Source organism: Serratia sp. Sp408, assembly GCF_057180665.1.
Genome location: NZ_JBXUFT010000004.1, coordinates 237,627 through 251,434, shown reverse-complemented (window position 1 = coordinate 251,434; position 13,808 = coordinate 237,627). Strand labels below are relative to the sequence as shown.

11 protein-coding genes are annotated in these 13,808 nt (G+C 56.8%); 8 read left to right on the top strand and 3 right to left on the bottom strand.

The features are described from left to right. The first annotated feature begins 145 nt into the window (after positions 1-145). The 7 genes from mepS (at position 146) to yejF (ending at position 8,833) form a co-directional block, all read left to right on the top strand. Entirely contained in the window at positions 146-721 is a 576-nt protein-coding gene (gene mepS, locus AC2AXP_RS15155) for a bifunctional murein DD-endopeptidase/murein LD-carboxypeptidase (protein ID WP_004960739.1), read from the top strand. Positions 722-877: 156 nt separating this feature from the next. Next, positions 878-1,543, top strand: a complete 666-nt coding sequence (locus AC2AXP_RS15150; protein WP_004960736.1) for a TetR/AcrR family transcriptional regulator — start codon at positions 878-880, stop codon at positions 1,541-1,543. 101 nt (positions 1,544-1,644) lie between these two features. Continuing rightward, complete coding sequence (locus AC2AXP_RS15145; protein ID WP_004960732.1) at positions 1,645-3,240, top strand: cyclic di-GMP phosphodiesterase; 1,596 nt, start codon at positions 1,645-1,647, stop codon at positions 3,238-3,240. Positions 3,241-3,321: 81 nt separating this feature from the next. Further along, positions 3,322-5,130 (top strand): extracellular solute-binding protein, encoded by a 1,809-nt coding sequence (locus tag AC2AXP_RS15140; protein WP_484381785.1) that lies wholly within the window; start codon positions 3,322-3,324, stop codon positions 5,128-5,130. A gap of 10 nt (positions 5,131-5,140) precedes the next feature. Further along, on the top strand, positions 5,141-6,217 hold the full coding sequence (locus AC2AXP_RS15135) for a microcin C ABC transporter permease YejB (RefSeq protein WP_004960725.1): 1,077 nt from the start codon (positions 5,141-5,143) through the stop codon (positions 6,215-6,217). Further along, positions 6,214-7,239, top strand: coding sequence for an ABC transporter permease (locus AC2AXP_RS15130; RefSeq protein ID WP_004960721.1), 1,026 nt, complete (start codon positions 6,214-6,216; stop codon positions 7,237-7,239). The genes AC2AXP_RS15135 and AC2AXP_RS15130 overlap by 4 nt, the downstream gene beginning before the upstream one ends. Before the next feature lies 1 nt (position 7,240). Further along, positions 7,241-8,833 carry a microcin C ABC transporter ATP-binding protein YejF gene (yejF, locus tag AC2AXP_RS15125; protein ID WP_198773444.1) on the top strand — a complete coding sequence of 531 codons (1,593 nt, stop codon included), beginning with the start codon at positions 7,241-7,243 and terminating at the stop codon, positions 8,831-8,833. 8 nt (positions 8,834-8,841) lie between these two features. Here the strand turns inward: yejF and AC2AXP_RS15120 are convergent, their stop codons facing one another. The 3 genes from AC2AXP_RS15120 to rsuA all read right to left on the bottom strand — a co-directional run bounded on the left by AC2AXP_RS15120 (position 8,842) and on the right by rsuA (position 11,732). Next, the gene (locus AC2AXP_RS15120; protein ID WP_004960716.1) at positions 8,842-9,186 is read right to left on the bottom strand and encodes a YejG family protein; all 345 of its coding nucleotides are present in this window, start codon (positions 9,184-9,186) and stop codon (positions 8,842-8,844) included. 586 nt (positions 9,187-9,772) lie between these two features. After that, complete coding sequence (locus AC2AXP_RS15115; protein ID WP_039991894.1) at positions 9,773-10,984, bottom strand: Bcr/CflA family multidrug efflux MFS transporter; 1,212 nt, start codon at positions 10,982-10,984, stop codon at positions 9,773-9,775. 34 nt (positions 10,985-11,018) lie between these two features. After that, on the bottom strand, positions 11,019-11,732 hold the full coding sequence (gene rsuA, locus AC2AXP_RS15110) for a 16S rRNA pseudouridine(516) synthase RsuA (RefSeq protein ID WP_004960707.1): 714 nt from the start codon (positions 11,730-11,732) through the stop codon (positions 11,019-11,021). A gap of 256 nt (positions 11,733-11,988) precedes the next feature. On the opposite strand from rsuA, the gene radD reads away from it, so the two are divergent. After that, on the top strand, positions 11,989-13,746 hold the full coding sequence (gene radD, locus AC2AXP_RS15105; RefSeq protein WP_004960704.1) for a DNA repair helicase RadD: 1,758 nt from the start codon (positions 11,989-11,991) through the stop codon (positions 13,744-13,746). Positions 13,747-13,808: the final 62 nt, after the last annotated feature.

Sequence of the window (13,808 nt, the reverse complement as noted above, 5' to 3'; positions counted from 1 at the left end):
TAAGAAACCAAGGAAAACTGTGCGTTCCAGCACATTTTCAGCGGTAACTGATTGTCGGTGAAACAGCAGCAGACTAGTCTCGTTTCGTTTGGCATTTTCTGATAGCGACATCCGTCGTTAAGGACTTCAAGGGAAAACAATAACAATGGTCACATCTCAACCTTTTCTGAGATATGTTTTGCGGTTGGTACCTGCCGTTGCGGCAGCGATTCTGCTCTCCGCATGTAGTACGACTCACACATCGAACTTGGATAACGCACAAACTGAGACGCATGCAGTTAATGACAAAAACGGTCTTTTACTGCAAGCGTCTCAGGATGAATTCGAAGCGATGGTGCGTAATGTTGACATCAAGTCAAAAATTATGGACCAGTATGCTGACTGGAAAGGCGTTCGTTACCGCTTAGGCGGTGAAACCAAGCGTGGCATCGATTGCTCGGCGTTTGTACAGCGAACGTTCCGCGAACAGTTTGGTATGGATCTGCCGCGCTCGACCTACGGTCAGGAAGACGTCGGCAAGAAGATCCAGCGAACCAAATTGCGCCCTGGCGATCTGGTGCTGTTCCGCGCCGGTTCAACCGGACGTCATGTCGGCATCTACCTGGGTAACGATCAATTCGTTCATGCCTCTACCAGCAGCGGCGTGATGATATCGAAGCTGACCGATAACTATTGGAATAAACGTTATCGCGAAGCGCGGCGAGTGCTCACCAGCAGCTGAGTCGCAACCCGTCCGAAGTCCAGAATCCCAAACGAACGAACTAGCGCCGCCCCTCGTGGGCGGCGTTTTTTTCTGCTATATGCCGGTTAAATTTGCACTTTCTACCGTCTGCTTTTAAATTGTGACAAGATTTCAGTTTACTGAATCCGCCAGGTAATGGAGCCGACTTTGAGCGCTACCCGCGAAACATCCCCGAAAGGCACACGTAAAAACGATCCTGAAGGCCTGAAACAGCGTATCTTCGAAAGCGCCCTGACCGAGTTTTCCGAGGCCGGCCTGAAAGGCGCGCGGCTGGAACGGATTGCCGAGCAAGCCGAAACCACCAAGCGCATGGTGGTCTATCACTTTAAAAATAAACAATCTTTGTATATTGCCGTCCTGGAATATGCCTATGCCCATATTCGTCAGGATGAAATTGCGCTTAATCTGGCGACGGTGGAACCAAAAGCGGCAATGCAGCGGTTGGTTGAAGCCAGTTTCACCTATCACGCCGCGCACCCGGCGTTCATCCGCCTGGTCAGCATGGAGAATATGCAACGCGGGCAATATGCCCGCCAGTCGGAAAAACTGAAACTGCTCAATACCAGCGCCTTACACACGCTGGAGGAAATACTGCTGCGCGGCAAACGGCAGATGCTGTTCGACTCGCAGGTGAATGCCCGTGACCTGCACCGGGTGATCAGTTCGCTCTGCTTTCACTACGCCGCGAACCAGTACACCTTCGACACGTTGTTTGAAGGCAATCGCTCGGCAGAAGAAAAGCTGGCCTATTACCGCCAAATGACGGTGGAGGTGGTGATGCGTTATTTGAAGTGCGACTAACGCCTGCCGGCAAAAATGACCAGATCGCGGTTAATGAGATATAGTAAAAGCTGCCGCTATAATAAAAACAGACTGTTATGCCATGCTCAGGGGGCAGGTTTATGGGCTTAAAAAGAGCATTCGCGCGCCACGTTTCACACCGTCGGCGCAGCCTGATTAAAAGTACCGTTGCCGCCCTGGTCTTTTTTCTGCTGTTTATCTCGGTGACGCTATTTTTAATCGATCATCAGCGCGCACAATATCAGCGCCTGGTGGAGCAGCGGACGCAGAAGTTTACCGTCAACTACCTTAACCACCTGACCGACACCATGCGCGAGCTGACCTCGCTGACCGACAAACCCTGTCTGACCATGCAGGCCGACATTACCTATCAGGCCGCGTTCACCAGCGGCGTGCGCACTTTCCTGCTGATCAAGAACGGCTATGCCTACTGTTCATCCGCCACTGGCGACATGATGCTGGCGATGAGGGACATTTACCCGGATCTTAACTGGCATCAGCCACTCGACCTCAAATTGCAGCAAGGCACGCCGATGGTGCCCGACAAACCGGCGGTCGCCGTATGGCTGCGCCAGCCCGGCGCGGAGAACACTGGCGTGCTGGCAACGCTGGATATCGATTTGCTGCCGTATCTGCTGTTTACTTCGCATGATGAAGAAGCGCCCGGCATTGCCATCATCATGGGCAACCGCGCCCTGACCACCTTTGGTCCCGACCTGCTCTCGCTGGATCAACTGCCGAACGGCCGTTCCTACCGGCTGTCGATTCCCGGTTATCCATTGGCCATTCAGTTTTATAACGAAAAGTTGACCCCTAACGATATACGCCTGACGGTACTGGGCAGCCTGGTATTGTCACTGCTGATCGGCGTGCTGTGCTATTACATGCTGATGCTGCGCCAGAGCCCTGAACGCGCGATGATGCGCGCTATCAGGCACAACGAATTTTTTGTCGAATACCAGCCGGTATTACATAGCGCCAGCAACGCGGTTTCCGGGCTGGAGGCATTGATTCGCTGGCAGCATCCGATCGAAGGACGCATTCCGCCGGATTTATTCATTCCCTACGCGGAGAGCGAAGATCTGATTGTGCCGCTGACTCGTCACCTGTTTACGCTGATAGCCACAGATGCGCCCCGATTGGCGACGGTGCTGCCGCGCGGAGCCAAACTGGGACTCAACCTCTCTCCCCACCATCTCAGCGCCCCGTCGTTCCACCAGGATGTACGTGCACTGCTGGCGCAATTGCCGGCCGATCATTTCACCCTGGTGTTTGAAATTACCGAACGCGGCATGCTGGAAGAACAGAGCGCGCTGGCGGAATTTGACTGGCTGCACCGGCAAGGCATCGAGGTGGCGATCGATGATTTTGGCACCGGACACAGCGCGCTGATTTACCTGGAGCGCTTTAGCATGGACTATCTGAAGATCGACCGTGGCTTCGTCAGCACCATCGGTCAGGACACGGTCACCGCCCCGGTGCTGGATGCGGTATTGACGCTGGCAAAAAAACTCAAGATGCAAACCGTGGCGGAAGGCGTTGAAACCGCGGAACAACGGCACTATTTATACCAGCATGGCGTCAACTTCATGCAAGGTTATTACTTCAGCAAGCCGTTGAGCGCAGAGGCATTTGTCGAGTTTTGCGGCGTTAACGCGGTGTATCCACACCAGACCGATGCCATGGCCGATATTTAAACTTCTTTACCCCATGCCGCAGCTGGCAATGATATGCTGTGCGCTGTTTAATTGATTACACAGCAGGAGCTTACCGTAAAAATGTCCATGCGCGTTTTTGCTGCTCTGGTGCTTTCGGCACTGAGTTTTGCTTCACAGGCCGAAGCCATCAACGAAGGATACGCTTTCGCTCTGCTCGGCGAGCCGAAATACTCTGCCAACTTCAGCCATTATGACTACGTCAATCCGGCGGCGCCCAAAGGGGGTAATGTCCGGCTGGCGGCTATCGGCACCTACGACAACTTCAACCGCTACGCCAGCCGCGGCGTCCCCGGCCAGCGCACCGGCGAACTGTACGATTCCCTGTTCACCCAATCGCATGACGAACCGGCCAGTTATTACCCGCTGGTTGCCGAATCGGCACGCTATCCGCAGGACATGCGCTGGATGGAGCTGGACATCAACGCCCGCGCCCGCTTCCATGACGGCAGCCCGATCACCGCCAACGACGTAGCCTTCACCTTTGGCAAATTCATGACCGAAGGGGTGCCGCAATTCCGCTCCTACTACAAAGGGGTGACGGTCAAGGCCATTTCGCGTCTGACGGTGCGCATTGAACTGCCCAAGCCGGATCGCGAACAGATGCTCAGCCTGCTCAGCCTGCCGGTAATGCCCGAAAGCTTTTGGAAAAACCACCCGCTGAACCAACCGCTTGGCACACCGCCGCTCGGCAGCGGCCCGTATAAGATCGGCAGCTACCGCCTCGGCCAATACATCACCTATCAGCGGGTTCGCGATTACTGGGCGGCAGATCTGCCGGTCAACCGCGGACGCTTTAATTTTGATAGCCTGCGTTACGATTATTACCTGGATGACAAGGTGGCATTGGAAGCCTTCAAGGCCGGCGCCTACGACTTCCGCGCCGAAGGTTCGCCAAAAAGCTGGGCCACCCAGTACCAGGGGGGCAACTTTGCCCGCAATTACATCATCAAGCATGATGAAACCAACGAAGCGGCGCAAAACGCCCGCTGGCTGGCGTTCAATATTAAACGGCCGCAGTTTGCCGATCGCCGGGTGCGTGAAGCCATTTCACTGGCGTTCGACTTCGACTGGATGAACAAAGCGCTGTATTACAACGCCTATCAACGCACCAACAGTTATTTCCAGAACACCCCCTACGCCGCCAAAGGTTATCCGGATGCCGCCGAGCTCGCGCAGCTGGCCCCGCTGAAAGGCCAAGTGCCGCCGGAGGTGTTTACCACCATTTATCAACCCCCCACCTCCGACGGCAGCGGTAACGATCGTCAAAATCTGCTGAAAGCCACACAGTTGCTGAAGGATGCCGGCTGGCAAGTGAAAGACCAGCGTCTGGTCAACGGCAAAACCGGCCAACCGTTGGTGTTTGAGCTGTTGCTGCTGAGCGGCAGCAACTTCCAGTACGTGTTGCCGTTCCAGCACAACCTGCAACGGCTCGGCATCACCATGGAGATCCGCGAAATCGACGCCAGCCAGTACACCCGCCGCGTCCGTAACCGTGACTTCGATATGGTGTCGACCGTCTATCCGGCGATGCCGTTCCCGAGCGCCGACCTCCAGATATACTGGGGTTCCGCCTATATCGATTCAAGCTATAACACGCCGGGCGTCAGCGATCCGGCGGTAGATGCGCTGCTTGCACAGATCGCCAAAAATCAGGGCAATGAGCAAGCCCTGCTGCCGCTCGGCAGGGCGCTCGATCGGGTGTTGACCTGGAATCACTACATGCTGCCGATGTGGTACTCCAACCACGATCGCTACGCCTTCTGGGACAAGTTCTCGCTGCCGGCCATCCGCCCTGCCTATGACATCGGCTTCGACAATTGGTGGTTCGACGTCAATAAAGCCGCGCGTTTGCCGGCTCAGCAGCAATAGGGGGCAACCGGTGGGCGCTTATCTGATTCGCAGACTGCTTTTGGTGATCCCGACCCTGTGGGCCATCATCACCATCAACTTCTTTATCGTGCAAATAGCCCCCGGAGGACCGGTAGATCAGGCGATTGCCGCCATCGAACTCGGCCATACCAGCGGCTTTGGTGGCGGCGGCGTCAGTGACGGTCTTGGCCATGCGCGCCCGGAAAGCCAGTACCGTGGATCGCGCGGGCTGGATCCTGAAGTGATCGCCGAAATCACCCAGCGCTACGGCTTCGACAAGCCGTTGCATGAGCGCTACTTCACCATGCTCTGGAACTATGCCCGTCTGGATTTCGGCGACAGCCTGTTTCGCGGCGCGTCGGTAATGCAGCTGATCGGCCAAAGCATGCCGGTCTCGATCACGCTCGGACTGTGGAGCACGTTGATCATTTACCTGGTGTCGATCCCGCTTGGCATTCGCAAGGCGGTGCGTAACGGCAGCGCGTTCGACACCTGGAGCAGCAGCCTGATCATCATCGGCTACGCCATACCGGCGTTTCTGTTCGCCATTATTCTGATCGTGGTGTTCGCCGGCGGCAGCTATCTGGACTGGTTCCCGCTGCGCGGGCTGGTTTCCAGCAATTTCGACACCCTACCCTGGTACGGGAAAATCACCGATTATCTGTGGCATATTACGCTGCCGGTACTGGCGACGGTGATCGGCGGCTTTGCCACCCTGACCATGCTGACCAAGAACGCCTTTCTCGACGAGGTGCGCAAACAGTATGTGGTCACCGCGCGCGCCAAAGGACTGGACGAACAGAAAATCCTCTATCGTCACGTGTTTCGCAATGCAATGCTGTTGGTGATCGCCGGCTTCCCGGCTACTTTTATCAGCATGTTCTTCACCGGCTCTCTGCTGATAGAAGTGATGTTTTCCCTCAACGGCCTCGGCCTGCTGGGCTACGATGCCACCCTGCAGCGTGACTACCCGGTGATGTTCGGTACGCTGTACATTTTCACCCTGATTGGCCTGCTGCTGAATATTCTGAGCGATATTACCTACACGCTGGTCGATCCGCGCATTGATTTTGAGGCCCGCCAATGAGTCGCCTAAGCCCGATCAATCAGGCGCGCTGGGCGCGCTTTCGCAACAACCGTCGCGGCTATTGGTCGCTGTGGATTTTTCTGCTGCTGTTTGTACTCAGCCTGGCGGCGAACCTGATCGCTAACGACAAGCCGCTGCTGGTGCGCTACGACGGTCGCTGGCTGCTGCCGGTGATGGTTGATTACAGCGAAACCACCTTCGGCGGCGAGTTGCAAACCACCACCGATTATCAGGATCCGTTCGTTCTCCGCCAGATAGAGCAGCACGGCTGGGCGCTGTGGGCGCCGATCCGCTTCAGCTACGCTACCATCAATTTTGCTACCGACGTGCCCTTCCCGTCTGCGCCGTCGCGCCATAACCTGCTGGGCACCGACAGCAATGGCAGTGACGTGCTGGCGCGCGTGCTGTACGGTTTTCGCATTTCCATGCTGTTCGGGCTGGCGCTGACGCTGGTGTCGAGCGTCATCGGCATTTGCGTCGGCGCGATACAGGGCTATTACGGCGGCCGTCTCGATCTGTGGGGACAGCGTTTTATCGAAGTGTGGTCTGGCATGCCGACGCTGTTTTTGATTATTCTGCTGTCGAGCATCGTGCAGCCGAACTTTTGGTGGCTGCTGGCGATTACCATTCTGTTTGGCTGGATGAGCCTGGTGGGGGTGGTGCGCGCCGAGTTCCTGCGCGCCCGTAACCATGATTACATTCGTGCGGCGCGGGCGATGGGCGTGCCCGATCGTACTATCATGCATCGCCATATGCTGCCCAACGCCATGGTGGCAACGCTGACCTTCTTACCGTTCATTTTGTGCGGCTCCATCACCACGCTGACCTCGCTGGATTTCCTCGGGTTTGGCCTGCCCATCGGCTCGCCCTCGCTCGGCGAACTGCTGTTGCAAGGCAAAAACAACCTGCAAGCGCCCTGGCTCGGCATTACCGCGTTTCTGGTGCTGGCGCTGCTGCTGTCTCTGTTAATCTTCATCGGCGAAGCGGTACGCGACGCCTTCGATCCCGGCAAGGCATATTGATATGGCTAGCACTCCCCTGCTCTCGATTCAGGATCTTAGCGTCGCTTTCCGCCACGGCGAGGCGCTAAACCAGGTAGTCAACGGCGTTTCATTACAGATCGAACACGGCGAAACGCTGGCGCTGGTCGGTGAGTCCGGCTCGGGCAAAAGCGTGACCGCGCTGTCGGTGCTGCGCCTGCTGCCCACACCGCCGGTGGTGTATCAGGGCGGCGACATCCATTTCAACGGGCGTTCATTGCTGCACGCCAGCGAAGCCGAGCTGCGCCAGGTGCGCGGCAATCAGATTTCAATGATTTTTCAGGAGCCGATGGTATCACTCAACCCGTTGCACACCATCGAAAAACAACTGGCAGAAGTGCTGATGCTGCACCGTGGCATGCGGCGCGACGCGACGCGAGCAGAGATCGTTCAATGTCTCGATCGGGTCGGCATCCGCAACGCCAAAGGTCGGTTGAAAGATTATCCGCACCAGCTTTCCGGCGGCGAACGGCAGCGGGTAATGATTGCCATGGCGGTATTGACCCAACCCAAACTGCTGATCGCCGATGAACCAACCACCGCGCTGGATGTCACCATCCAGGCGCAGATCCTGCTGCTGCTGAAAGAGCTGAAGCAGGAATTGGGCATGAGCCTGCTGTTTATTACCCATAACCTGAACATCGTGCGTCGCCTGGCAGATAACGTGGCGGTGATGCGGCAGGGGCAATGCGTGGAACAGAACAGCCGTCAACGGTTGTTCTATGCGCCGCAACATGCCTATACGCAGCAGCTGTTGGCCGCCGAGGAGGTCGGCGATCCGCTGCCGCTGCCGGCCGATGCCGCCCCGCTGTTGCGGGTAGAAAACTTACAGGTCAGCTTCCCGATTCGTCGCGGCCTGTTGCGGCGTACGGTCGGTCAGCATTACGCCTTGAAGGATCTGAGTTTCAGCCTGAAATCAGGGGAAAGCGTCGGCCTGGTCGGCGAATCGGGATCGGGTAAAAGCACCACCGGGCTGGCGTTGCTGCGTCTGCTGACCTCGCGCGGCGCCATCTGGTTTAATGGCCAACCGCTGCATCAGCTCAATATGAAACAGCTGCTACCCTATCGCAGCCAGATGCAGATTGTGTTCCAGGATCCTTATTCGGCGCTCAATCCGCGGCTCAATGTGCAGCAGATCGTCGCCGAAGGATTGGAAGTCCATCAGCAACTCGGCGCGCAACAGCGTGAACAACGGGTGATTGCCGCATTGCAGGAGGTCGGGCTGGATCCGGCGCTACGCCATCGTTATCCGAGCGAGTTTTCCGGTGGGCAACGCCAACGCATCGCCATTGCCCGCGCGCTGATTTTACAGCCTCGGCTGCTGATCCTCGACGAACCGACCTCTTCGCTGGACAAGTCGGTGCAGGCCCAGATCCTGACGCTGCTGAAAACGTTGCAGCAGCGCCACCGATTGGCCTATCTGTTTATCAGCCATGATTTGCAGGTGGTGCGCTCGCTGTGTCATCAGCTGATCGTACTGCGTCAGGGCGAAGTAGTGGAACAGGGCGACTGCCAGGCGATCTTTACTGCGCCTGCCGCAGACTATACGCAACAGTTATTGCAGTTGGCGGATTAACGCGGTAGCTAGAAGGGATATTGTGCGCTCATTGGCTCGGCGATCGCCGCACCGACGTTTTTTAACCGGCACATGGTTGCGCTTTCGTCACAGCGATGAACAAACAGGCAAGGCTGCCCTTCCCATTCCACCACCGCGCAGTCAACCTGGATCTCTTGCAGAGAGGTTTTGAGCTGTTGCATTACGCGCCAGGCTTCATTGCCGTCATGGCTCAGCAGCTTCAGGCCGATCAGGTTGTTATCTTCGTCTAAGCCGCTTAGCGGAATCGGTTCAACCTTGACGCCGGTAAACCCCGTTAGCCAACGATAACTTTGCGGTAAGCGATGCACTACCGAAAGTTGGATACTATCCACATGAAATCCCTAGTTTGAAAAGATGAAACATTTTTTTTACATACAGGGTAACTAAGTTATAGCCGTTAGATACTGACTCTGCCGTGAATGTACGTTATCAAAACGTAAAATTTGTCACAAACAGTTAACGACACCCTGTACTCGCTGATTTCGCATTTTTTTACTGACTGCATGCGCGTGTTCCACGGCATTTTGCGACTCAGCTCGCATTTTTGCGTTATATGTAACCCTTTCCGCTTACAATCTCAACCCTTTTTTCTTGCATAACGATTACTTTTCCATCGCCATAATTTTACATTGTTTAAACATTACCATCTGGGCTGCCGTCATAAACATGTGCTTAACCCCCTGATTAATAATGCTGACACCTCTATTCCCCCGCCGCAGCGCCAGCCACGACACAGGTTTAACACCGATCGTCACCCCGCGCTGGCAGCGCTTTTTTTAGCAAAAAAGCCGCAGCGCATTTAATCAGCGTTTAATTAGCTGACTTATATTTAGCAACAAAAGAAAGATTGCAACTCTCGGCAACGGCTGAAATTACAGGGGAAAGTGCGGGGCGATGCGGTTCGCCCCGGCCAAGTGACTATACTGCGACCGGTTTGACCCGGTTATGGCGAGGACGGCTGGCATACAAATAGAACAATACGGCGATAATGCTGCACAGCGCCATCGAGATCACCATCGGCCATGCCGTTTTGCCCGGCACCAGCGACAGCAGTGCCCCGACGATGGCGCCGATGCTGAACCGCAGCGTACCGGCCAGCGAGGATGCGGTGCCGGCCATATGCGGGAAGTCATCGAGGATCACCGCCATGGCGTTGGAAGAGATCATCGCAATGCAGCCAAGATAGACCGCCACGCCCAGCACCAGCGACCAGAAGCCCAGATCGGCCGCGCTGACCACCAGCAACCAGATGCCCATCGCCAACTGCACCATCAGCCCCAGTCGGAACATGTTGATGGCACCAAAACGGCGCACGTTGCGGCTGTTGACCAACGTGGTCAGGAACAGGAATACGATGTTCAGCGCAAAGTAGTAACCAAAATGCTGCGGTGAGACGTGGTTCAGCTCGATGTAGACAAACGGCCCGGCGCTGAGGAACGAGAACATGCCGGCAAACGAGAAGGCGCTGGCCAGCATATAGCTCAGCACCCGTTTATGGCGAAACAGCGAGCCAAAGTTGCCCAACGTGGTACGCAAATGGAATTTTTGCCGCCGCTCTTTGGGCAGGGTTTCCTTGATGTACAGCGCCACCAGCAGCGAGCCGATCAGCGCCGCCGCTCCCATGCTCCAGAAGATCGCGTGCCAGCTGAACCACAACAGCAGCGCACCGCCGATCATCGGCGCCAGCAACGGCGCGATGGTCATCACCAGAATGACGAACGACATCATGCGCGAGAATTCGTCCTTGGTGAACATGTCGCGCATCAGGGCATTAATCACCACGCTGGCCGCCGCAGCCGCCAGACCGTGCAGAAAACGCAGGTTGACCAGCTGTTCCACCGAGTCGGCCATCGCGCACGCACAGCCGGCCAGGGCAAAGATCAACGTGCCCCACAGGATCACCGGCTTGCGGCCGATGCTGTCCGACATCGGCCCATAGAACAGCTGACCGATGGCGAAACCGAACATATAGGCGCTAAGCGTCATTTGCACCCGCCCTGGTTCAACGCCGAATTCCCTGGCGATTACCGGCATACTGGGCAAGTACATGTCTATCGCCAACGGCATCAGCATCGACAGCAAGCCCAATATAAAGATTAAACCCAGATGAGAGGTCCGGTTCTGTTGCACGTTCAACGACTCCTTTATCAGCCGCAGCGGTTAATTAATCTTGTAAATGCGGAGCGCCGACGCTGGCGATCTCTTCCTCGGTCAGCGGGCGGTATTCGCCCGGCGCCAAATCGTCGTCCAGCCTGATGGCGCCAATGCGTTCGCGATGCAGGTCAACCACACGGTTGCCGACCGCTGCAAACATGCGCTTCACCTGGTGATAACGCCCTTCGCTGATGGTCAGGCGCACCCGATGTTCGTCAAGCTGTTCCAGTTGCGCCGGCCGGGTCAGATCTTTTTCATTATGCAGTTGCACCCCTGCGGCAAAATGCGACGCGGTGTCTGCCGCCAACGGCTGCTCCAGGGTCACCAGATAGGTTTTCTCGCAGTGATGCTTCGGCGAGGTGATACGGTGCGACCACTGGCCGTCGTCGGTCATCAGCACCAGGCCGGTGGTATCGATATCCAGTCGTCCGGCGGCATGCAGCTTGTAGGCCACCGGCTCTTCAAGAAAATACAGCACGGTGGGATGATCGGGATCGTCAGTGGAGCAGACATATCCCTGCGGTTTATTGAGCATGAAGTAGCGCGGCCCGTTCAGCTGTTCCAGCACATTGCCGTCAAACGCCACTTCCGTTTCCGGCGTCAGCTTCAGCGCCCCGCTTCTTACCACTTCACCGTCAACGGTGACGCGCTTTGCTCGGAGTTCACGCGCTACCAGCGCGCGGCTGATACCTAACTGCTGAGATAAAAACTTGTCCAGTCGCATGGGGTCTGCTTTGCCTGTCGTTGTTATGATCGCTTTGATCGTATCGCTAAAATATGACGAACCACCGTTGCATCAGGTGCAATGGCCGGCTCGGAGAGGGTGAATCAGTAAAATCGCGTGGGGAAACAGCGATTGCTGTCCGATGATTATAGCGGTGGAAACGGTGCCATGACAGGGCAATTTTGCTGTTGGTCGCAACCAATGCGCACAAACGGTACTATACGCGGAATATTTTTACGGCCAGAGGCGTTATTTCATGGCATTCACCCTACGCCCCTATCAGTTGGAGGCGGTCGAAGCCACTATCACCCATTTTCGTCAACACCCCGAACCGGCGCTGATCGTCCTGCCGACCGGTGCCGGCAAGAGCCTGGTGATCGCCGAACTGGCGAAGCGCGCGCGCGGGCGGGTGCTGGTACTGGCGCACGTCAAGGAGCTGGTAGCGCAAAACCACGCCAAATACTGCGCGTATGGCCTGGAGGCCGATATTTTCGCCGCCGGTCTGCAACAAAAGCAGAGCGCCGGTAAGGTGGTGTTCGGCAGCGTACAGTCCGTGGCGCGCAATCTGCCACTGTTCGACGGCGCATTTTCACTGTTGATTATCGACGAGTGCCACCGCATCAGCGACGATGACGACAGCCAGTACCAGCAAATCATCCAGCATTTGCAGCGCAGCAACCCGCAGCTGCGGCTGCTGGGTCTGACCGCCACCCCCTATCGACTCGGCAAGGGCTGGATTTATCAGTTTCACTACCACGGCTTCACGCGCGGCGACGCCAACGCGCTGTTTCGCGACTGTATTTATGAACTGCCGCTGCGCTACATGATCAAAAACGGCTATCTGGTGCCGCCGGAGCGGCTCGATATGCCCATCGTGCAATACGATTTCAGCCGCTTGCAGGCCAACGATCAAGGTTTGTTCAGCGAGGCCGCGTTGAACCGGGAATTGAAGCAGCAAAACCGCATCACACCGCACATCATCAGTCAGATTGTCGAATATGCCGACAGCCGCAAGGGGGTGATGATTTTTGCCTCCACCGTCGAGCATGCGCGCGAGATCCACGGTTTATTGCCGCAGGGTGAGGCGGCGCTGGTCAGCGCGGAAACGCCGCCGGCCGAGCGCGATGCGCTGATCGAGGCCTTCAAGCGCCAGCAGTTGCGCTATCTGGTCAACGTCGCGGTACTGACCACCGGCTTTGACGCGCCGCATGTCGATCTGATCGCCATTCTGCGTCCGACCGAATCGGTCAGCCTGTATCAGCAAATCGTCGGGCGCGGTCTGCGGCTGGCGCCGGACAAGCACGATTGCCTGATCCTCGATTACGCCGGCAATCCGCATGACCTGTTTACACCGGAAGTCGGCGTGCGCAAACCGCACGGCGACAGTCAGCCGGTACAGGTCTTCTGCCCGGCCTGCGGTTTCGCCAACTTATTCTGGGGCAAATGCACCGACAACGGCGATATCATCGAGCATTATGGCCGCCGCTGCCAGGGCTGGATGGAGGATGATGACGGCCAGCGCGAACAGTGCGATTATCGCTTCCGTTTCAAAAGCTGCCCGCACTGCGGGGCAGAAAACGACATTGCCGCCCGCCGCTGCCACCAATGTCAGGAAGTACTGGTCGATCCTGACGATATGCTGAAGGCGGCGCTGAAGCTGAAAGATGCGCTGGTGCTGCGCTGCGGCGGCATGACGCTGGACAGCGGCCGCGATGATAAGGGCGAATGGCTGAAGGCCACCTATTACGACGAAGACGGCACCAGCACCAGCGAACGTTTCCGCCTGCAGACGCCGGCACAGCGCAAGGCGTTTGAAATGCTGTTTCTACGCCCACACCAGCGTGCGCCGGGGGTGCCCTTCAGTTGGCAGCATGCCGCCGATATTCTCAGGCAGCAGGCGTTGCTGCGCCATCCTGATTTCGTCGTGGCGCGCAAACGCGGCCAGTTCTGGCAAATTCGCGAAAAGGTATTTGATTATCAGGGGCGTTTCCGGCGAGCCAACCAACTGTATTGACCGCCATCCCCCCGCCTGACCGGCAGGTTTTCATTGCCCTGGCGGTGGCTTTCCGTTAAAAT